The organism is Rhodococcus pseudokoreensis, assembly GCF_017068395.1.
GTDB lineage: Bacteria > Actinomycetota > Actinomycetes > Mycobacteriales > Mycobacteriaceae > Rhodococcus_F > Rhodococcus_F pseudokoreensis.
Genome location: NZ_CP070615.1, coordinates 223,323 through 241,648, shown reverse-complemented (window position 1 = coordinate 241,648; position 18,326 = coordinate 223,323). Strand labels below are relative to the sequence as shown.

The window sequence follows — 18,326 nt, the reverse complement described above, 5'->3', positions numbered from 1 at the left end:
GATCGGGTTGTGCAGAAGGGATCCGCATGCGGGCTGGAGGTCGTTGGCTCGTCTTCTTCCTGGCCGTGATCGTGGTGCTGATCGTGGCGATCTGGCCCCGCTCGGAATCCGCCGACGCCCCGTCAACGTCGGGAACCGGGGCGGCGAATGCCGTCTCGAACTCCGAGGTCGACGCACCCGAACTGGCCCGGCTCGCGGCCGCGGCCGCCCTGAAATGCCCGACACCGTCCTCCGCACCGAGCGGCGACGGCAACCTCGCCAGGGTCATGGCATCGTGCCTGGGCTCGACGAAACAGGTGGATCTCGGCGCCGCACTGGGCGCAGAACCCACCCTGATCAATCTGTGGGCCTCGTGGTGCGGTCCGTGCCGCGAAGAGATTCCCGTCCTCGACGCCTACTCGAACGAACCCGGTGCGCTCCGCGTCGTCGGGATCGACGTCCAGGACAACCCGGCGGCCGCACTGGGTCTGCTGACCGAGTTGGGGGCGCACTATCCCTCGTTCGCCGACACCGGTGCCGTCCAGAAGGCGCTGCCGGCGCCACCGGTGCTGCCGCTGAGCTTCCTGGTCCAGCGCGACGGATCCGTCGATCGGATCGTCACGCCCCCGGTGTTCAGCGACCCGGCACAGATCCGGGCGGCGATCAGCGACACGCTCCGGTAACCAGCCGGGCCGTACCTCTCGCCGAACGGTCACGGCCGATTCGAGGGTGCGACAGCTCCTCCGTCGGTGCGCGACACCGCCGGAAGGCCTGCAACCAGGCAACATCATCCCATCTACTATCATGCTACGTAGATGAGAAGGTGTGATCGGGTTCGGGCGACAAGGACAACGGATCGGCAATGACGAACAACGGCGGCAAGGGCACGACATCTCGACCGACCCCCGGTGGTGTGCCGGGAACCCGGCGCTTTCCCTGGCTGATGATCGGCGCCGCGGTGATCGTCGTGGGACTGATCGCGGTCATCGCCTACGCTCTCGTGCCCCAGGCGCAGGAAAAGGGTGCAGCCCAGGGGTTCTCGCCGAGCGCGGACAACCCCGACCCGTCCACCGGAATCGACGGGGTCGTCAAGATCGAATATCCGGCCGGCAATCATGTCCAGGCACCGCAGCGGGTGGCCTACGACCAGAGCCCACCGTTCGGCGGTGCCCACGACCAGTACTGGGCCACCTGCACCGGGATCGTCTATCCCGACGCGATCCGCACCGAGAACGCCGTGCATTCCCTCGAGCACGGGGCCGTGTGGGTGACCTACAACCCGGACCGGCTCAGCAGCGACGACATCGCGGCCTTGGCCTCGAATGTCGACGGTAAGACGTACACCCTGATGTCGCCATACCCCGGTCTCGATTCGGCTGTGTCCCTGCAGTCGTGGGGTCACCAACTCAAACTCGACGATGTGCATGATCCGCGGATACCCGAGTTCATCACGGCATTGCGGCAGAACCCGAATACCTACCCGGAGCCGGGGGCGAGCTGCTCGACGGTGCAAGGGGGTTTCGACCCGGCCAACCCGCCGCCGTTCGATCCGTCCGCTCCGGGCCCGGATGCGGTGCCGGTCAACGGCAAATAGTCGAACACACCCCGAGATCGATGGCGGTGCGCTGACCGCACCCCGCTGGAGGACGCCATGACCGCACCCGCCCAAGCCGAGCCCGAAACCCCGCCGAACGACACCGGCAATCGCCGCCGTGTGACCAAGACCGGGCTGGTGATCGGGATGATCCTCACCCTGCTCGTCGGCGTTCTCGTCGGGATCTGGGCCAACGGCGCGCTCGCCGGCCGGGAGTCGGCGCAACCCTCGCCGGACTCGGTGGACGTCGGGTTCTCCCAGGACATGACGGTCCATCACAACCAGGCCGTGGAGATGTCCGCGATGGCGCTGACCAACGCCACCGATCCGGCCGTCCGCACCCTCGCCTACGACGTGGTCACCACCCAGCAGAGCCAGATCGGCACCATGCAGGGCTGGCTGTCCCTGTGGGACCGCCCCTCATTGGGGTCCGGCGGCTACATGAAGTGGATGCCGGCCCACAGCACGCCGGCGACGATGGACCACTCGATGCCGGGCATGGACGCCGCTACGACGTCGGATACGACCCCGGCCCGGATGCCGGGCATGGCGACAACGGACGAACTCGACGAGCTGCGGCGCACCACCGGCCCCGCCTTCGATGTGCGCTACCTGCAACTGCTGTTACGTCACCACCAGGGCGGCATCCCGATGGCGCAGTATGCGGCGGACCACGCGTCCGTGTCCGCGGTCGCCGTGCTCGCACGGCAGATCGCCAGCACCCAGCAAGCCGAGTCCACTGCCATCGAGAACCTCCTTCGGATGAAAGGGGCGCAACCGCTTCCGATGAACTGACGTCCCGACACGACGAGTTCACCGACCCGGGCAGCACGCGCCGTACACATCACGACCCCGGAGTGGATCACACGGAACAGCCGCGAATCGATCGCATGGAAATTGCCGCCGACCTCGAGCGGGCTCGGCGGTCGGTGCACGCACACTCCTCGACAGCGCCTCCCCGGAGGATTTCGGCCGCCGCTCGAACGGCACCCGCTGGACCAACGAACAGCTGCTGTTCCACATGGTGTTCGGCTACATGGTGGTGCGTCGACTGCTGGTGCTGGTCCGGATGTTCTCCCGCCTGCCCGACCGGATCGGCCGGCGGTTCGCGCGGGCCCTCGACGCGACCACCCCGGTGTTCCACGAGATCAACTACCTCGGATCGTGCATGGCAGCGACCGTGTTCAACCGCCACCGGATGGGCCGCCAGTGTGACCGCGTCATCGCCAAGCTGCAGCGCTCCCTGACGAAGGAAACGGACGCCGCATTGCGCCGCGGCATGCACTTCCCGCAGCGCTGGGATCCGTTCTTCGCCGACTTCATGACCCTCGAGCAGGTATACCGATACCCGGGCAAGCATGTCGATTTCCACCGCGACCAGCTCATCCTCGGCTGATGCCCCGTCCATGGATTGGAGGAGTAGACGCCGTTCACATCGCTCGCGGTCCCTTGATGGCGTGTCGGACAGCATCTCCTGGGTCGGCCGACGAGGGACTCGGTGTGGGGGTGGGGTGGCATGCGCCCTCGGAGGTGAAGGGGTAGCTCAGCTGGCGGAGGTAGCCGGTCGGGTAGTCGGGTTTGGCGGCCATCCCGAGATGGTCGCTGGTGAAGCGGCGGGCCGGGTCGTAGGAGTAGGTGCGCAGCAGGTGATCCCAGATCAGGGTGAACAGGCCGAAGTTGACGTCGCCGACGCCGGCCCATTTGAGGTGGTGGAAACGGTGGCCGGCGTTGAGGGCGAGGACATATCTGGCGGGCCCGACACGGTAGTCGGCGTTCGAATGCTGCAGCAGCAGTTGGATCGCGACGGCGAGCGCGAGGACGGAGGCGACGTCGACGGGCAGCCCGAGCAGGATCAGCGGGGCGACCCCGGCGGCCATTTCGACGGTTTGGTGCAGGGGATGTTTCATCAGCCCGTTGAGGCCGTAGAAGCGGGTGACGCTGTGGTGGACGGCGTGGAACCGCCACAACACCCCGATCTTGTGGCTGGCCAGGTGCACCAGGGTGATCCCGAGGTCGGCGATCAGGATCGCGGCGAGCACCTGCAGGAGCAGCGGCCACCGATCCGGCCAGATCCCGGGGGCCGGCACGATCGCGGCCAGCGCCGGGATCGCGGCGACGCTGGCCAGGATGAGGGTTTCGTTCACCGCGACGTGGATGCGGTCCCGGGTGGTGTCCTGGTGGTCGGTATTCCACTCCGGGTCGTAGGGAATGACCCGTTCGACGAGGAACGACGCGCCGATCGCGGTGGCCAGCACCAGCAGCAGCAGGATTTTCGGAGCACCGGCGGCGGTGAGGGCGAACCCGATGCCGTTGAGCCCGATCAGCAGGAACGGTGCGTACCCGTAGCGGGCCAGTTGGTGCACCGGGGTGTGGGTCGTGGTGGTGGGCATGGATCGATCGTGGCCGCCGAGACCGGGTGCGGGCTTGAACGATTCGGCTACCGGGGTGGGTCGGTGTCCCAGGTGACGGTGCGGCTCAGCGCGGACGGGGGCAGCCCGAAGATGTTCCGGCAGGTGCGGGTGAGGTGGGCGCTGTCGGCGAATCCGGCGGCGTGCGCGGCGGTGGTGAGATCGCGTCCGGCCCCGACCTCGGTGACGGCGATCATCAGGCGTGTCCAGAGCACGTAGCGGCGCAGCGGGAGCCCGACCTGCGCGCCGAACAGGTGGGTGAGCCGGCTGGTAGACAGACCCACCCGGGCGGCGAGGTCGGTGGTGGTGACCGGTCCGTCGGCGACGAGCGCGGGCAGCAGCGCCAATGCCGCGGTCACCGACGGGTGCCGGGCCGGTGGAGCGGGTGCGGAATCCGGGACCAGCGCGCCGACCATGACGGCGACCAGGGCACCGAGATCGCCGTCGACGGTGGCGGGTGCGGGCAGTGGTGGTCCGCCGGCCCAGCCGAATCGGTGGGCCCGGTGACCGGCGGCGCGGCCGGCCGCGGTGTCCGGGTCGAGGAACACCACCACGCCGTGCGCGGCGCCGGTCTCGATGTGGTGCGCGGTGTCGGGTGGCACGACGACCTGGGTGCCGCAGTGCCGGGCCCCGGATCCGTCGGCGACGGTGAGCGGTGTGTCTGCGGTCATCACCTGCACTGCGTGATGGGAGTGGCTTGTGGTGGTCCCGATCGACCCGGCGAACGCGAGGATCCCGGGCCGGATCAGGGCGCCGCCGCGCCAGCGGGTGTCGGTCATGTCAGCGCCTCGAACAGGCGGCCGATCACCCCGGATTCGAGCAGGATGATCACGCCCAGGCCGATGAACACCGCGGGCACGAGCCAGTGCTCGACCCGCTCGAGGGTGGCGATGACCTTCTTGTGGGTGCCGAGCAGTCTGCCGGCGGCGCACCAGAGGCCGACGCAGACCAGGAACACGGCGATGGTGACCGCGGTCTGCGGCGCACCGAGGGTGCGGAAGACCGGGGTGTAGACGGCGATGTTGTCGGCGCCGTTGGCGATGGTGATGGCGGCGACACTGGCCAGCCCGGTCGCCACCACCGCGGGTTCACCGTCGCCGTTGCCGCGCAGGCCCCGGATCAGTCCCCAGATCCCCAGCGACAGGGGCAGCAACCCCAGCAGCCCGACCCAGTCCTCGGGCACGATCACCAACCCCAGGGCGGCGACCACACTGATCGCGACGAGGGTGATCAGGCCGAGGTACTGGCCGGCGACGATCTGCCACGCCCGCGGCGAACCCTGGCTGGCGGAGGCGACGAACAGCACGGTCAGCACGACGATGTCGTCGATGTTGGTGCCGGCGAACATCGCCACCGCCGCGGCGACGGTGCCGATCATCCCCGCACCCGGCGGCGGCCGCGGGTCGGCCGAATGTCGGCGGCCGTCATCGTGTTCCGGTGAGGCGGGCCAGGTCGGCGGGCATCGGCATCGGGGTTCTCAGTCCGGCGCGGGTGCGGCCGGTGTTGCCCTCGGGGTAACGGCCCAGGGCGGAGCCGGGGGCCGCGACGATGATCCGCACCACCTGCCCCAGTGCCTCGCGGCGATCGCGTTGCCGCAGCGCCAGGATGAGCATGGCGATGTGGTTGCGGGTGTGCGGCCACGGGTAGGGCTGGGACAGGATGTGCGCCCGTTCGAGATGCGCCCACCGCGCGGTGCCGTCCGCCGCGTCGCGAGCGGCGGCCATCTCCGCGGTGTAGGCGGATCGGATGCGATCGGGCATGGCGGTCACGTCGCACTCTCCTTCGCGGGCGTGGGATCGGCGGGGGCGTGGGCGGACTCCCAGAGCAGTGATGCGATGAGCAGCACGACACCGCAGGTGAGGTAGGTGTCGGCGACGTTGAAGGTGGGCCACCAGCCGGTGTGGAAGTAGTCGGTGACCTTCCCGTCGACGGCGCGGTCGATCACATTGGCGGCCGCTCCGGCGATGATCGCCGAGAAACCCACCACCCCCACCAGCGAACTGGTGGGGACGGTGCGCCACGCGTAGATACCGACACCGAGGGTGATGGTGGCGGTGACCACGAGGACGATCCCGGCCGGCAGCTGGTCGCCGACGCTGAACGCGACACCGCTGTTGTACGCCAACTTCAGTTGCAGCAATCCCAGGTCGACGGTGCGATCATCGGAAAGTTCGCGGCGCGCAACGGGTTCGACCAGCAGTGCGACGGCGGCGAGCGCGACACCGACGACCACGAGAACCCGCCGCGACCAACCCATGCGGGTCGCTCGGGCCGCTGTCTCGCTCATGTGCGGGCCTCGACCTTCCCCGCCGCCGGGGCGGGTACCGACCCGGTGGTGAGGGCCTGGGCGCGGCCGGCGCGGACACCGTTGGCGATGACCACGATCTCGGCGAGCTCGTGCACCAGGACCACCGCGGCCAGGCCGAGGACCCCGAACAGGGCCAGCGGCATCAGGACGGTGATGATCGCCAGCGACAACCCGACGTTCTGCAGCATGATGCGGCGTGAGCGGCGGGCGTGCGCCAGGGCCTGCGGCAGGTGCCGCAGGTCCTCACCCATCAGGGCGACGTCGGCGGTTTCGATGGCCACATCGGTGCCCATCGCGCCCATCGCGATACCGAGATCCGCGGTCGCCAGGGCAGGGGCGTCGTTGACACCGTCGCCGACCATCGCCGTCGACCGCCGGTCTTGCAGGTCGTCGATGATGCGGGCCTTGTCCTCCGGACGCAGGTCCGCGTGCACCTCGTCGATCCCGACCTCCGCGGCCAGGGCGCGGGCGGTGCGCTCGTTGTCGCCGGTCAGCATCGTCACGTGGTAGCCGTCGCGGTGTAGCCCGGCGACGACCTCGACGGCCTCGGGGCGCAGCTCGTCGCGGACCGCGATGGCACCGAGCACCAGGTGATCGCGTTCGATGAGCACGGCGGTGGCTCCGGCGTGCTGCATCCACTCCACCTGGTCGGCCAGGGGGCCGGGCTCGATCCACCCCGGTCGTCCGAGCCGGACGGCGGCGCCGTGCAGGCGCCCGGTCAGGCCGGCGCTGGTGACGGACTCCACGTCCTCGGCCGGGGCGTAGTCGTCGACGGCGGCGAGGATCGCGGCGGCGAGGGGGTGTTCGCTGCGCGCCTCGAGCGCCGCGGCCACCGCGAGCACCTCGGCGCGGGTGGCACCGTTCGTGGTGGCGACGTCGATGACGACCGGCTTGTTGCGGGTGAGGGTGCCGGTCTTGTCCAGCGCGATCCCGCGGATGCGGCCGAGGGCCTCGAGGGCGGCGCCGCCCTTGACCAGGACACCGAGTTTGCTGGCGGCGCCGATCGCGGCGACGACGGTGACCGGGACGGCGATGGCCAGCGCGCACGGGGAGGCGGCCACGAGGACGACGAGCGCGCGTTCGATCCACACCCGCGGCTCACCGAGCAGGCTGCCCACCGCGGCGATGATCGTCGCGGCGACCATGATCGTCGGGACCAGGGGTTTGGCGATCGTGTCGGCGAGGCGCTGGGCCTCGCCCTTGCGGGACTGTTCGGCCTCGACGATCTTCACGATCTTGGCCAGCGAGTTGTCCTCGGCGCCCGCGGTCACCTCGACCTCGAGCACCCCGGTGCCGTTGATGGAGCCGGCGAACACCGCGTCGCCGGGGCCGGCCTCGACGGGCACGGATTCGCCGGTGATCGCCGAGGTGTCGAGCGCGGTGCGGCCGGCCCGGATGGTGCCGTCGGTGGCGATCCGTTCCCCGGGTTTGACGATCATGATCTCCCCGAGCGCCAACTCGGCCGGTGACACCGTCTGCTCACGGCCGTCGCGGATCACGGTGGCGGTGTCGGGGACCAGGGACAGCAGCGCGCGCAGGCCGCGGCGGGTACGGGTGACCGCGTACTCCTCGAGGCCCTCACTGATCGCGAAGAGGAACGCCAGCATCGCGGCCTCGCCGACCTCGCCGAGGATCACGGCGCCGACCGCGGCGATCGTCATCAGGGTGCCGACGCCGATCTTGCCCTTGGCCAGCCGCTTCAGGGTGGAGGGGACGAAGGTGTAGCCGGCGACCGCCAACGCGAGAGCTTCGAGCGCCAACGTCACCGGATCGGGTCCGCCGACCCAGCCGACGATCAACCCGGCCAAAAGCAGCACCCCGGCGGCGGCCGCGGCCCGGATCTCGGTGATCTGCCACAACTTTTCCGGTTCGTGCTCCTCCTCGCCCTCGGGGCGGGGTTCGTCGTGGCCGCAGCCGCAGGCGTCGCTCATGCGGTCACCCCCGGGCCGGTACCGGCGTCGGTGCCGTAGTTCGGGCACAGCGCCACCGCGTTCCCGGTGGCGGCGAGCAGGGTTTCCGCCGACGCCAGCAGGTCCAGCAGCTCCGGGCGGGTCAGCGAGTAGAACACCTGCCGGCCCTGAGGGCGGCCCTGCACCAGACCACAGTCCCGCAGGCACGCCATGTGCGCCGACACCGTCGACTGCGCCATCCCGAGTTCCCCGACCAGGTCCGCCACCCGGGCCTCCCCGTCGGCGAGGCGGCGCACGATCGCCAGCCGGGTGCCGTCGGAGAGGCTGTGGAACAACGCCACCGCCGCATCCAATGTCGAGCCGGTGCCGGAGACCAGGCACCCATCACTATCAATCGTCATACGGCGATGATAACGTATTCGATAGTTACATCGCTTGTCGGCGATGATATCGCCATCGTCGGGTTTATCGGTGGAGGAGCGGCTCATGAGCGCACCCGAACGCCGCCGGTGGTGGGCGTTGCTGCCGCTGACGCTGGCGGTCCTGACCCTCGGCTTCGACATCACCATCCTCAACGTGGCGCTACCCACCATCGCCGCGGATCTCGGTGCCGGCACCGCGGAGCTGCAGTGGATGGTCAACGCCTACGTGCTGGTGTTCGCCGGCCTGATGCTGCCGTGCGGGGCGCTCGGCGACCGCTACGGTCACCGGCGGTCGATGCTGGCCGGGCTGGCCCTGTTCGCGGCCGGCTCGCTGGTGGCGGCGGCGGCGCACACCGCGGGGCCGGTGATCGCGGCCCGCGCGGTGATGGGCCTGGGGGCCGCGGTGCTCACCCCGATCGCCCTGGCCACGCTGCCGGTGCTGTTCCCCGACGCCCGCGAGCGGGCGAAGGCGCTGTCGGTGGTGATCGCCGCGATGGGTGCCGGAATCCCGCTCGGCCCGCTGATCGGCGGCTGGCTGCTCGACCACTACTGGTGGGGGTCGATCTTCCTGATCAACGTGCCGGTCGCGGCGGCCGCGCTGGTGGCCACCGCGTTGCTGATCCCCGAGTTCCGGGACCCGGACCCGCGCCCGGTCGACGTCCTCGGTGCCGTGCTGGCCACCACCGGGCTGGTGGCCGCCGTCTACGGGGTGATCGAGGCACCCACCCGGGGCTGGACCGATCCGGTCACCGTCGCCGCCCTGGCCGGGGGCGCCGCGCTGGTGGCGGTGTTCGTCTGGTGGCAACGACACACCCGGCACCCGCTCATCGACCTGCCCCTGTTCGGTGAGCCACTGTTCGTCTGGGGCAGCGTCGCCGCCGCGCTGGCCAGTTTCGCGCTGCTCGGCCTGCTGTTCGTGATTCCTCAGTACCTGCACCTGGTCGGCGGCTACGACGCCTTCGGCACCGGACTGCGGTTGCTACCGGTCATCGGCGGCATCGTGGTGGGCGCACCGCTCGGCGAGCGCCTCGCCGCGCTGTGCGGTGTCCGCGTCCCGGTCGCCGGCGGACTGCTCCTGACCACCGCCGGCCTGACCCTCGGCGCCACCACCGACGCGGCCACAGGCTACCCCCTGACCGCCACCTGGCTCGCCGTCACCGGGGCGGGCGTCGGAGCGCACTGGCCCCGGCCGTCGACGCCGTCCTCGGTGTCCTGCCCCCCGAACGGTCCGGCACCGGCATCGCGATCACCATGACCTTCCGCTACGTCGGCGGCGCCTTCGGCGTCGCCGTGCTCGGCAGCCTGCTCGCCGGGCACCACGCCGCCACCCCGGTCGACGCATTCATGGACGGCCTGACCACGGTGCTGCTGGTGAGCGCGGCCGTCACCGCCACCGGTGCGGCCCTGACCGCGGCCGCCCTGCCCCGCCGCGACGCGCCGACGGCGATCGGTCCCGCCCGCCCCTGACGGGCCACGCCACCACCGCCGCGCAACCCCCTCGGCGAAATCTTCAAGACCTGGCAGAACCTCGGCGCCGACACCGGCGAAATCGGCCTGCCGACCTCCGACGAGTACCGATCCGGGTGGCCGGCGCGCCGACTTCGAGAACGGCTCCCTGATCTTCAACGAGCTCACCGGCATCGGACGCGCCGACACTGTGTGTGGGGCGACCCGGTCGACGTCACCACGGTCATCAAGACCTACAACGACGCCGACGCACCAGTGGCCCCGATGCCTTCGGTCGCTGATCCCGCGCAACTTCCGCCTGCCCCGGCTCCGGTCGAACCTGCTCCGGCTCCCGTACCCGCGGGCTGACACGCCGCTTATCGCGCCCCGAACGCCGAGCGATCGCAGTGGTCCCGATCGTGATCGGTCCCGCCGTGCGCGGCGCCCGGTCAGGCCAACGCCAGAAACAGCTTCTCGAGTTCGGCTTCGGTCATCGGCTCGGTGTTCTCGGCGGTGTTGCCGGTCAGGCACTCCCGCAGACCGGAAGCGACGATCTTGAACCCGGCCCGGTCCAGCGCCCGCGACACCGCGGCCAGCTGGGTGACCACATCCTTGCAGTCACGGCCCTGCTCGATCATCGAGATCACCCCCGCGAGCTGTCCGTGCGCCCGCCGAAGCCTGTTGAGCACCAATGCAACACTGTCGTCGTCACCGACCATGACGAATCCTTCCATGAAAGAAATAACCTGCCCCAGGCTACCCCCCGGGGTATACGAGTGTGGAGTGCGTGGCCGCGCCGGCCGCTCGCGAGTGCGGGTCAGCGCAGCACGAGCACCTCGATCAGGACGAGACCGGCCACCGCGACGATCAGGACGGCGAACCACCGCTGCAACCGGGCCTTGTCGACGTGCCCGCCGTACCGGCCCGCGAGAAGCGACCCACCGACGGCGGTCACGCTGAACACCGCCACCAGCGCCCAGTCCAGGCGCAGATGACCGAGGTAGGCGAAAAGCCCCGCCCCGGAGTTCACGGCGACGATCAACAGTGAGGTCCCCACCGCGACGGCCATCTGCACCCCGAGCAGCAGGACCAGGGCGGGGATGATGAGGAAACCACCGCCCACCCCGAACAGCCCGGTCAGAAAGCCGACACCGAGGCCCGCCGGGACGGAGCGGGACGTGCACCGGCGCCAGTCGATGGCCGAGGCGCCGTCCGCGCGGCAGGCGGTCCCGACGCTCTCGGTGCTCGACAGCATCCGGATCGCGGAGGCGATCATCACCACCGCGAACCCTCCCATCGTGACCGCGGGCGGCAGCAGCCGGTTCACCGCACTGCCCGCGAAGGCGGCCGCGACACCGGTGACCGCGAAGACCGCCATGACCCGCCACTGGATCTGCCCCGCCCGGATCTTCGGCACGGCCCCGAACAGCGAGGCGACGCCGATCACGAGCAGCGACATCGGCACCGCCTGCTCGAGCGGAATCCCGAGCCCGTACACCAGGCCCGGGACGGCAAGGATCGACCCACCGCCACCGAGGAGCCCGAGCAGGATCCCGATCACGGCCCCGAGCGTCAGGGCCAGCAGAATCGTCACCGGATCCCCCTCGGACCTCGGACCGGCATCTCGTGCGCTCGCCGCCGGTCGGTGCGGGGCGGGTTCGCCGGGGTCAGCGGCGGAAGAGGGAGCCGAAGAACCCGGACCGCGGCGCGGGCTCGGACACCGGCGCACACGAGCAGGACTCGGATGCCGGCACCGACTTCATGACGTCGTCGACATGCCGGCCGCAGCCGCCCCAGGTCGTTTTTCCGCACCGGCGGCACGCGACGGGATAACACATGATCAGTCCTCCTGGTAATCAAAGGTGTTGGTGTAACCCCGGCGGTGACCGGGGAAATTCTGTGCGGCGCAGCCGCTTCCGACACCGCGGCAGCCGCCGCCGGGTTCGGGCGCCGGGCACATCGGGTGTGCGGGAGAGCGGAGACGGTCAGGCCGGCATCGACTGGTCGGCCCAGGCGTTGTAGCCGCCGACGAGGTCGCTGACCTGCTCGATCCCCTGGGCGCGCAGCAGGGACGCGGCGACGCTCGACCGCCAGCCGCCGGCGCAGTGCACCACAATCGGCTTGTCGCCCGGCAGGTCGCCGACGCGGGAGCGCAGCTGCGGCAACGGGATCGGCACCGATCCCGGAATCACACCGAAGTCGCGTTCGCCGGGATTGCGGATGTCGATCAACGTGATCGCGCCGTCGGCCAGCAGGCTGTCGAGTTCGGTGACGGTGGTCCGCGGCGCTGTCCGGACGAGATCGGCCAGCCCACCCGGGAACGTCCCGTCGGCGGCGGTGTTGAAGTAGCCGATCACCGCGTCGGAGCCGATGCGGGCCAGCCGCATGGCCGCATCCTGCTCCTGCCCGGGGTAGGTGATCAGCACGATGTCCTCACCGATGTCGGCGACCATCCCACCGGTTTCGGCGAACCGGCCGTCGAACCCGACGTTCACCGATCCGCGCAGGTGCGCGGCGGTGAAATCGGCGACGCTGCGGGCATCAAGCACCCGGACCCCGGCCGTGAGCGCGGCACGCAGCTTGGCCGCGGTCACCGCGGGAACCCGGCGGTGCTGATCGAGGACCGGGCGGGCGACCTTGTTCAGGGCGGCATCGACCGCGAAGTACGCCGGCGCCGCCGGTTGGCCGTCGGTGATCAGGGCGACGAAATCCGCTTCGCTCATCGACTGCACCGACGGATTGGTGCGGCGCTGCTCCCCGATGGTCGAGGTCAGCTCCGCCGACAGATTCTTCCCGCAGGACGACCCGGCGCCGTGCGCGGGCAGCACCGTCACCGCATCCGGCAGCGGTAACAGCACCCGATGAATGGTGCGGTACATCGCCCGGGCCAGGTCGGTGGTGCTGCCGCCCCCGAGATTGGCCAGGTCCGGGCGGCCGACATCGCCGATGAACAGCGAATCCCCGGTCAGCACCGCGGTCGGGACCGCGCCCGGGGTCTCGCGCACCAGCAGGCTGATCGACTCCCAGGTATGCCCCGGGGTGGCCAGGACCTCGAGCTCGACCTCGCCCAGCGAAAGATGCCCGCCGTGCGCCAACCGGCGGATCGGATACTCGGTCTGCGCCGCCTCCCCGAAGCCGATCCAGCCGCCGGTCGCCTCCAGCAACTCCAGGTGGCCGGAGACGAAGTCCGCGTGGAAGTGGGTGTTGATCACGCCCTCGATGGTCAACCCGTACCGGCGCGCGTCGTCGAGGTACTCGGTGACGTCCCGGCGTGGATCGACCACGACCGCCCGACCCGTCGCTTCGTCGCCGATCAGGTACGACGCGTGCGAAAGGCATTCGATGTAGTACTGCTCGAGAATCATCCGGTCTCCTCCTGCCAGGGAATTTCACCTGCGATACGACCAGGTTGCCTGATACCCCCTGGGGTATGCAAGTACCCCGTGGGGTATCTAACAGGCGTGGGTGCCGCGGCGACTTCCGCGGCAGACTGGATAGGCAACCGCGGGCAAGGAGGTCGCCATGGCCGATCAGGGGCCGGTCGATCGTCCAGAGATCGCCGCCGATCTCGAACGCGCCCGGCGGTCGCTGCACGAACTCCTGGGCAGCGCCTCACCGGGGGATTTCGATCGCCGTTCGAACGGCACCCGCTGGACCAACGAACAGCTGCTGTTCCACATGGTGTTCGGCTACATGGTGGTGCGCCGGCTGCTGGTGCTGGTCCGGGTGTTCTCCCGGCTGCCCGACCGGGTCGGCCGCGGGTTCGCGCGCGTTCTGGACGCCGGGACACCGCTGTTCCATCAGGTCAACTACCTCGGCTCGTGCGCGGCGGCGACCGTGTTCAACCGCCGCCGGATGGGCCGCCAGTGTGACCGCGTCATCGCCGCGCTGCAACGCTCCCTGGCCCGCGAAACGGATGCGAACCTGCGGCGCAGCATGGCATTCCCGGTGCGCTGGGATCCGTTCTTCACCGAGACCATGACCCTCGAACAGGTGTACCGGTACCCGGGCAAACACTTCGACTTCCACCGCCACCAGCTCACCCTCGGCTGAGACGCCTCCTTCACCCCGGGGGTCAGGTGGTGAGCGTCCCGCCGAAGATCGTCGCCCCGAGCCGGGTGGCGTCTGCCAGGTCGACGACGATGCCGCCGACCTGCGGATGCTCGTCGGCCCACGACCGGGCGGTGGCGTGGTCGGTGAAGAAGTTCAAGCTGGTGCAGCAGGTCTCCGCGGAGGGGCCGTGGCCGGCCTCGGCGCCGACGAACACCACCACGGTGGCCGGGGTCGCCACGGCGCTCTCGCCGTGCACGGTCACGGTGATGCGCCCACCGGTCACCGGATCGGCCGATTCGATCACCACCCCTACGCCGAGCATCGCGGACATCCCCAGCGCATCCACCGCGCACATCGCGTACACGACCGCCCCGCCCCCGATGCGCACCCGGTGCGGCGTCGGCGAGGGGGAGAACGGATACGCCGAGGCGATCCGCCCGGCCGGATCGAGCCGGATCACGTCCGCAGCGTGCAACCGGTCCAGGACCCGCCGACCTGGCTCACCGAATTCAGCTGCCACCGAGTCCAGTTCAGCTTCCTCGGCCGCTTCGCCGCGATTGGCGAACGCCCGCAGAATGGCGTGATGGACCGCCCGCTCGGCCGGAGTCTGCGGCCGCGCCGCATCGCGCCACTCGCCCAACCCGGCCAGCGGCGATTCCGCCGCAGTACCCGCCGAGCAGCAGTTGCCTCGGCCATCGGCGGGCTCGTCCACCGTGTCGGCCGCCGCCGTGTGCAGCGCCTGCCGCAACGCCGCGACCGACGGGGCGCCCCCGACCCCGCCACCCTCGGCGGGATAGAGCCGACAGGACACACTCGGCACCAGCCCGGGTACTGCGAAGGGGTCCGCGCCGTCGACGAGCAGGGTGGGTGAGCCGGTCATGCCGGCGTCGGCGGCGTCCGCCGGGTCATCGATCACCCGATGCGAGATTCTTACCTCGAGCCGCCGATCGGCCAGAACATTCTCGAGCCGATGCTCGAGCAACGCCACGTGGGGGCAACCCGGAACCTGCAGGATTTCCAGCCTCATCGGTCCTCTCCTTCGGTGTGCAGGGTGTGCAGCAGGGGGCAGCACCGGTCGGTGCGTGGCCGCTCGCAGGTGGCGACGAGATCGGTGAGGGACCGCTGCATGCGCTGCAGGTCGGCGATCTTCTCGGCCAGCTGCACCAGCTTGGCCTCGGCGAGTTCTCGCGCCGTGTCGCAGTCCTCCGGTCCGCCCTCGGCCAGATGCAACAGGTCCTCGATCTCGTCGAGGCTGAACCCGTGCCCCTGAGCCCGTTTGACGAATCGGACCACCGCCACGGCGTCGGCCGGATACGCCCGATACCCGGCCGGCGACCGCGGCGGCGGCGCCAACAGGCCGCGGCGCTCGTAGTACCGCAGCGTCTGCACATTCACCCCGGTGACAGCGGCGACCTCACTGCTACGCATGCCGCCATTCTCAACCCCGTACCCCACTACCGAGTCAAGTCCGCACACAGGCCTGACGTCGGCCTCGCCGTTCACCGGATGTTCGTTTGCACCCTGATTTGAAGTCTGTCAATATCGACATATGTCGAAACAAGACGAGGCGGAGAGCGGTGCCTGCTGCTCACCCCTGGCACGCGAACCCCTGACCGAGGACTGGGCCGGGGATCTCGCCCGGATGTTCAAGGCACTCGGTGACCCGGTCCGCCTGCGCCTGCTGTCGCTGATCGCCTCCCACGCCGGCGGCGAGGCCTGCGTGTGCGACATCTCCGCCACGATCGACCTGTCCCAGCCGACGATCTCCCATCACCTGAAGGTGCTGCGTCAGGCCGGGCTGCTCGACTGCGAACGCCGCGGCACCTGGGTCTACTACTGGGTCATCCCGTCGGCGCTGCAACAACTGTCCGCCGTCCTCCTCGTCGAAGGCACCCCGACGCTGACCGCGAGCGCAGCCTGCGCCGAGACGGAGGTCCCGGCATGAGCGAGACCACCACCGAACACCCAGCGGTTGTCGGCAAGCTCTCCACCCTCGACCGGTTCCTGCCGGTGTGGATCGGCGTCGCCATGGTCGCCGGCCTGCTCCTCGGCCGGATGATCTCCGGGCTCGGCGACACCCTGTCCGCCGTCGAGATCGACGGCATCTCACTGCCGATCGCCCTCGGCCTGCTGATCATGATGTACCCGGTGCTGGCGAAGGTCCGCTACGACCGGCTCGACACCGTCACCGGTGATCGCACACTCCTCATCGGCTCACTGGTGTTGAACTGGGTGCTCGGTCCGGCGCTGATGTTCGCCCTGGCCTGGCTGCTGCTGCCGGATCTGCCCGAGTACCGCACCGGGCTGATCATCGTCGGCCTCGCCCGGTGCATCGCCATGGTGATCATCTGGAACGACCTCGCCTGCGGCGACCGGGAGGCCGCGGCCGTGCTGGTCGCGATCAACTCGGTGTTCCAGGTGATCATGTTCGCCGTCCTCGGCTGGTTCTACCTCTCGGTTCTGCCCGGGTGGCTCGGTCTCGAGCAGACCACGATCGACACCTCGCCGTGGCAGATCGCGAAGTCGGTGCTGATCTTCCTCGGCATCCCGCTGCTCGCCGGCTACCTGACTCGTCGCTTCGGCGAAAAGGCCAGGGGGCGCGCCTGGTACGAGACGAAGTTCATTCCCCGGATCGGGCCCTGGGCGCTCTATGGGCTGCTGTTCACCATCGTGATCCTGTTCGCGCTGCAGGGTGAGCAGATCACCTCCCGGCCGCTCGACGTTGTCCGCATCGCGATCCCGTTGCTGGCGTACTTCGCGATCATGTGGGGCGGCGGCTACCTCCTCGGCGCCGTCATGGGTCTGGGTTACGAGCGCACCACCACGTTGGCGTTCACCGCCGCGGGCAACAACTTCGAACTCGCCATCGCCGTCGCGATCGCTACCTACGGCGCCACGTCCGGGCAGGCGTTGGCCGGTGTCGTCGGCCCGCTGATCGAGGTCCCCGTCCTCGTCGGGCTGGTCTACGTGTCCCTGGCGCTGCGCACACGGTTCACCCATTCCGCTGGTTTCACTGACACCCCCGCATCCGCATCTGTGACGAAGGAGTCCTGATGTCCGAGAACCCGCTCGATGAGGAACTGCGCTCCCAGGTCCATCGGGCGCAGCCGGAACTGTTGATGCCGCAGGCGGTCCTGTCCCGCACCGCGGAGGAACTGGCCGGGAAGTACACCGGGGTGTTCTCCCCGCAGACGGTGGAGCGGTACGTCTTCGAGTCCTACACCGCGCTGCGGCGCACCGCGAGGGTGCACACGCACCTGACCACCTTGGCGGGCCGGTTCGCCGCCGACCGGCTCACCGCCCTGGCCCAATCCCGCGGTGCGGCACCGAAGGATGTGCCCGAGGTGCTGTTCGTCTGTGTCCACAACGCCGGCCGCTCCCAGATGGCCGCCGCCCTGCTCGATCACCACGCGCAGGGGCGGGTGCACGTCCGTTCCGCGGGCTCGGCGCCGATCCACGCGATCAACCCGACCGTGGCCGAGGCGATGACCGAGATTGGCCTGGACCTGGGCGCCGAGTACCCCAAGCCGCTGACCGACGACGTCGTCGCCGCCGCGGACGTGGTGGTGTCGATGGGCTGCGGCGACGCCTGCGCGGTCTACCCCGGCAAGCGGTACCTGGACTGGGCCCTCGACGACCCCGAAGGCCAACCGATCGAGGCGGTGCGGGTGATCCGCGACGATCTCGACGCCCGGGTGCGGGCGCTGCTGCGCGAGCTCACCACCGTCCCGGCCTGACCGAACCGGCCGGACCCCACCGCTTCCGTTCTCGTTCCCCCGAAAGGACCTCCGTTCATGTCCACCACCCTGAGCGTGTTGTTCGTCTGCGTCCATAACGCCGGCCGCTCCCAGATGGCCGCCGGATTCCTCACCCACCTCGCCGGTGATCGGATCGAGGTCCGCTCCGCCGGATCCGCCCCGGCCGATCAGGTGAACCCGGCCGCCGTCGAGGCGATGGCCGAGATCGGCATCGACATCAGCGCCGAGTCCCCGAAGATTCTCACCGTCGACGCGGTGCAGGCCTCCGACGTGGTCATCACCATGGGTTGCGGTGACACCTGCCCGGTCTTCCCCGGCAAGAGCTACCGGGATTGGGTCCTCGAGGATCCGGCCGGTCAGGGCGTCGACGCGGTGCGCCCGATCCGTGACGAGATCAAGGCCAAGGTCGAGGCGCTGATCGCCGAACTCGTCCCCGCCACCGCCTGAA

Annotated in this window: 22 protein-coding genes and 1 pseudogene; 11 read left to right on the top strand and 12 right to left on the bottom strand. The window is 69.9% G+C overall.

All coding sequences use genetic code 11. From position 1 onward, the window contains the following. Window positions 1–26: 26 nt before the first annotated feature. From JWS13_RS03355 to JWS13_RS03340, 4 genes and pseudogenes are all read left to right on the top strand, one after another. The gene (locus JWS13_RS03355) at window positions 27–662 is read left to right on the top strand and encodes a TlpA family protein disulfide reductase (protein WP_206004472.1); all 636 of its coding nucleotides are present in this window, start codon (window positions 27–29) and stop codon (window positions 660–662) included. A gap of 179 nt (window positions 663–841) precedes the next feature. Continuing rightward, window positions 842–1,573, top strand: coding sequence for a DUF3105 domain-containing protein (locus tag JWS13_RS03350; RefSeq protein WP_206004471.1), 732 nt, complete (start codon window positions 842–844; stop codon window positions 1,571–1,573). A gap of 57 nt (window positions 1,574–1,630) precedes the next feature. Then, on the top strand, window positions 1,631–2,368 hold the full coding sequence (locus JWS13_RS03345) for a DUF305 domain-containing protein (protein WP_206004470.1): 738 nt from the start codon (window positions 1,631–1,633) through the stop codon (window positions 2,366–2,368). Window positions 2,369–2,463: 95 nt separating this feature from the next. Next, window positions 2,464–2,969, top strand: a pseudogene (locus JWS13_RS03340) (DinB family protein). A gap of 34 nt (window positions 2,970–3,003) precedes the next feature. Here the strand turns inward: JWS13_RS03340 and JWS13_RS03335 are convergent. From JWS13_RS03335 to JWS13_RS03305, 7 genes are read right to left on the bottom strand one after another with little or no spacing between them, the layout of a single operon-like run. Beyond that, on the bottom strand, window positions 3,004–3,963 hold the full coding sequence (locus tag JWS13_RS03335) for a sterol desaturase family protein (protein WP_206004469.1): 960 nt from the start codon (window positions 3,961–3,963) through the stop codon (window positions 3,004–3,006). Window positions 3,964–4,010: 47 nt separating this feature from the next. Further along, window positions 4,011–4,760, bottom strand: coding sequence for an AraC family transcriptional regulator (locus JWS13_RS03330; protein ID WP_206004468.1), 750 nt, complete (start codon window positions 4,758–4,760; stop codon window positions 4,011–4,013). Next, on the bottom strand, window positions 4,757–5,359 hold the full coding sequence (locus tag JWS13_RS03325) for a cadmium resistance transporter (protein WP_206004467.1): 603 nt from the start codon (window positions 5,357–5,359) through the stop codon (window positions 4,757–4,759). Before JWS13_RS03325 ends, JWS13_RS03330 begins: the two co-directional genes overlap by 4 nt. 46 nt (window positions 5,360–5,405) lie before the next feature. Continuing rightward, complete coding sequence (locus JWS13_RS03320) at window positions 5,406–5,741, bottom strand: DUF3703 domain-containing protein (RefSeq protein ID WP_206004549.1); 336 nt, start codon at window positions 5,739–5,741, stop codon at window positions 5,406–5,408. A gap of 5 nt (window positions 5,742–5,746) precedes the next feature. Then, the gene (locus JWS13_RS03315) at window positions 5,747–6,268 is read right to left on the bottom strand and encodes a signal peptidase II (RefSeq protein ID WP_206004466.1); all 522 of its coding nucleotides are present in this window, start codon (window positions 6,266–6,268) and stop codon (window positions 5,747–5,749) included. After that, complete coding sequence (locus JWS13_RS03310) at window positions 6,265–8,220, bottom strand: heavy metal translocating P-type ATPase (RefSeq protein WP_206004465.1); 1,956 nt, start codon at window positions 8,218–8,220, stop codon at window positions 6,265–6,267. Before JWS13_RS03310 ends, JWS13_RS03315 begins: the two co-directional genes overlap by 4 nt. Then, entirely contained in the window at window positions 8,217–8,600 is a 384-nt protein-coding gene (locus JWS13_RS03305; protein WP_206004464.1) for an ArsR/SmtB family transcription factor, read from the bottom strand. Before JWS13_RS03305 ends, JWS13_RS03310 begins: the two co-directional genes overlap by 4 nt. A gap of 85 nt (window positions 8,601–8,685) precedes the next feature. Between JWS13_RS03305 and JWS13_RS03300 the strand changes: the two genes are divergently transcribed. Then, window positions 8,686–9,876 (top strand): MFS transporter, encoded by a 1,191-nt coding sequence (locus JWS13_RS03300; protein WP_241032047.1) that lies wholly within the window; start codon window positions 8,686–8,688, stop codon window positions 9,874–9,876. After that, the gene (locus JWS13_RS45360; protein ID WP_241032046.1) at window positions 9,873–10,088 is read left to right on the top strand and encodes a hypothetical protein; all 216 of its coding nucleotides are present in this window, start codon (window positions 9,873–9,875) and stop codon (window positions 10,086–10,088) included. The genes JWS13_RS03300 and JWS13_RS45360 overlap by 4 nt, the downstream gene beginning before the upstream one ends. 428 nt (window positions 10,089–10,516) lie before the next feature. On the opposite strand, the gene JWS13_RS03295 is transcribed toward JWS13_RS45360, so the two are convergent. From JWS13_RS03295 to JWS13_RS03285, 3 genes are all read right to left on the bottom strand, one after another. Continuing rightward, window positions 10,517–10,786 carry a metal-sensitive transcriptional regulator gene (locus JWS13_RS03295; RefSeq protein WP_185730715.1) on the bottom strand — a complete coding sequence of 90 codons (270 nt, stop codon included), beginning with the start codon at window positions 10,784–10,786 and terminating at the stop codon, window positions 10,517–10,519. 98 nt (window positions 10,787–10,884) lie between these two features. Beyond that, entirely contained in the window at window positions 10,885–11,661 is a 777-nt protein-coding gene (locus tag JWS13_RS03290; protein WP_206004463.1) for a sulfite exporter TauE/SafE family protein, read from the bottom strand. Between the two features lie 391 nt (window positions 11,662–12,052). Beyond that, window positions 12,053–13,432, bottom strand: coding sequence for an MBL fold metallo-hydrolase (locus JWS13_RS03285; RefSeq protein ID WP_206004462.1), 1,380 nt, complete (start codon window positions 13,430–13,432; stop codon window positions 12,053–12,055). A 157-nt stretch (window positions 13,433–13,589) separates the two neighbouring features. Here JWS13_RS03285 and JWS13_RS03280 point away from each other — a divergent pair, with 157 nt between their 5' ends. Then, window positions 13,590–14,120, top strand: coding sequence for a DinB family protein (locus JWS13_RS03280; protein WP_206004461.1), 531 nt, complete (start codon window positions 13,590–13,592; stop codon window positions 14,118–14,120). Window positions 14,121–14,142: 22 nt separating this feature from the next. Here JWS13_RS03280 and JWS13_RS03275 read toward each other — a convergent pair whose 3' ends face one another. Together JWS13_RS03275 and JWS13_RS03270 are read right to left on the bottom strand one after the other, a co-directional pair. Continuing rightward, entirely contained in the window at window positions 14,143–15,147 is a 1,005-nt protein-coding gene (locus tag JWS13_RS03275) for an alkylmercury lyase family protein (RefSeq protein WP_206004460.1), read from the bottom strand. Beyond that, window positions 15,144–15,548 carry a MerR family transcriptional regulator gene (locus tag JWS13_RS03270; protein ID WP_206004459.1) on the bottom strand — a complete coding sequence of 135 codons (405 nt, stop codon included), beginning with the start codon at window positions 15,546–15,548 and terminating at the stop codon, window positions 15,144–15,146. Before JWS13_RS03270 ends, JWS13_RS03275 begins: the two co-directional genes overlap by 4 nt. A gap of 121 nt (window positions 15,549–15,669) precedes the next feature. Here JWS13_RS03270 and JWS13_RS03265 point away from each other — a divergent pair, with 121 nt between their 5' ends. From JWS13_RS03265 to JWS13_RS03250, 4 genes are read left to right on the top strand one after another with little or no spacing between them, the layout of a single operon-like run. Further along, a complete protein-coding gene (locus JWS13_RS03265) occupies window positions 15,670–16,065 on the top strand; it encodes an ArsR/SmtB family transcription factor (RefSeq protein WP_206004458.1) in 396 nt (131 codons plus the stop codon). After that, window positions 16,062–17,174: an ACR3 family arsenite efflux transporter gene (arsB, locus tag JWS13_RS03260; RefSeq protein WP_206004457.1), complete on the top strand. Its 1,113-nt coding sequence runs from the start codon at window positions 16,062–16,064 to the stop codon at window positions 17,172–17,174. Before JWS13_RS03265 ends, arsB begins: the two co-directional genes overlap by 4 nt. Beyond that, a complete protein-coding gene (locus JWS13_RS03255) occupies window positions 17,174–17,857 on the top strand; it encodes an arsenate reductase ArsC (protein WP_206004456.1) in 684 nt (227 codons plus the stop codon). The genes arsB and JWS13_RS03255 overlap by 1 nt, the downstream gene beginning before the upstream one ends. A gap of 57 nt (window positions 17,858–17,914) precedes the next feature. After that, window positions 17,915–18,325 (top strand): arsenate reductase ArsC, encoded by a 411-nt coding sequence (locus JWS13_RS03250; RefSeq protein ID WP_206004455.1) that lies wholly within the window; start codon window positions 17,915–17,917, stop codon window positions 18,323–18,325. Window position 18,326: the final 1 nt, after the last annotated feature.

Coding starts and splice junctions, on each gene's coding strand:
- JWS13_RS03330 (WP_206004468.1), bottom strand. CDS start 4,760: ATGACCGACACCCGCTGGCGCGGCGGCGCCCTGATCCGGCCCGGGATC.
- JWS13_RS03295 (WP_185730715.1), bottom strand. CDS start 10,786: ATGGTCGGTGACGACGACAGTGTTGCATTGGTGCTCAACAGGCTTCGG.
- JWS13_RS03345 (WP_206004470.1), top strand. CDS start 1,631: ATGACCGCACCCGCCCAAGCCGAGCCCGAAACCCCGCCGAACGACACC.
- arsB (WP_206004457.1), top strand. CDS start 16,062: ATGAGCGAGACCACCACCGAACACCCAGCGGTTGTCGGCAAGCTCTCC.
- JWS13_RS03305 (WP_206004464.1), bottom strand. CDS start 8,600: ATGACGATTGATAGTGATGGGTGCCTGGTCTCCGGCACCGGCTCGACA.
- JWS13_RS03285 (WP_206004462.1), bottom strand. CDS start 13,432: ATGATTCTCGAGCAGTACTACATCGAATGCCTTTCGCACGCGTCGTAC.
- JWS13_RS03265 (WP_206004458.1), top strand. CDS start 15,670: ATGTCGAAACAAGACGAGGCGGAGAGCGGTGCCTGCTGCTCACCCCTG.
- JWS13_RS03310 (WP_206004465.1), bottom strand. CDS start 8,220: ATGAGCGACGCCTGCGGCTGCGGCCACGACGAACCCCGCCCCGAGGGC.
- JWS13_RS03300 (WP_241032047.1), top strand. CDS start 8,686: ATGAGCGCACCCGAACGCCGCCGGTGGTGGGCGTTGCTGCCGCTGACG.
- JWS13_RS45360 (WP_241032046.1), top strand. CDS start 9,873: ATGACCTTCCGCTACGTCGGCGGCGCCTTCGGCGTCGCCGTGCTCGGC.
- JWS13_RS03255 (WP_206004456.1), top strand. CDS start 17,174: ATGTCCGAGAACCCGCTCGATGAGGAACTGCGCTCCCAGGTCCATCGG.
- JWS13_RS03320 (WP_206004549.1), bottom strand. CDS start 5,741: ATGCCCGATCGCATCCGATCCGCCTACACCGCGGAGATGGCCGCCGCT.
- JWS13_RS03355 (WP_206004472.1), top strand. CDS start 27: ATGCGGGCTGGAGGTCGTTGGCTCGTCTTCTTCCTGGCCGTGATCGTG.
- JWS13_RS03335 (WP_206004469.1), bottom strand. CDS start 3,963: ATGCCCACCACCACGACCCACACCCCGGTGCACCAACTGGCCCGCTAC.
- JWS13_RS03270 (WP_206004459.1), bottom strand. CDS start 15,548: ATGCGTAGCAGTGAGGTCGCCGCTGTCACCGGGGTGAATGTGCAGACG.
- JWS13_RS03315 (WP_206004466.1), bottom strand. CDS start 6,268: ATGAGCGAGACAGCGGCCCGAGCGACCCGCATGGGTTGGTCGCGGCGG.
- JWS13_RS03325 (WP_206004467.1), bottom strand. CDS start 5,359: ATGATCGGCACCGTCGCCGCGGCGGTGGCGATGTTCGCCGGCACCAAC.
- JWS13_RS03280 (WP_206004461.1), top strand. CDS start 13,590: ATGGCCGATCAGGGGCCGGTCGATCGTCCAGAGATCGCCGCCGATCTC.
- JWS13_RS03275 (WP_206004460.1), bottom strand. CDS start 15,147: ATGAGGCTGGAAATCCTGCAGGTTCCGGGTTGCCCCCACGTGGCGTTG.
- JWS13_RS03350 (WP_206004471.1), top strand. CDS start 842: ATGACGAACAACGGCGGCAAGGGCACGACATCTCGACCGACCCCCGGT.
- JWS13_RS03250 (WP_206004455.1), top strand. CDS start 17,915: ATGTCCACCACCCTGAGCGTGTTGTTCGTCTGCGTCCATAACGCCGGC.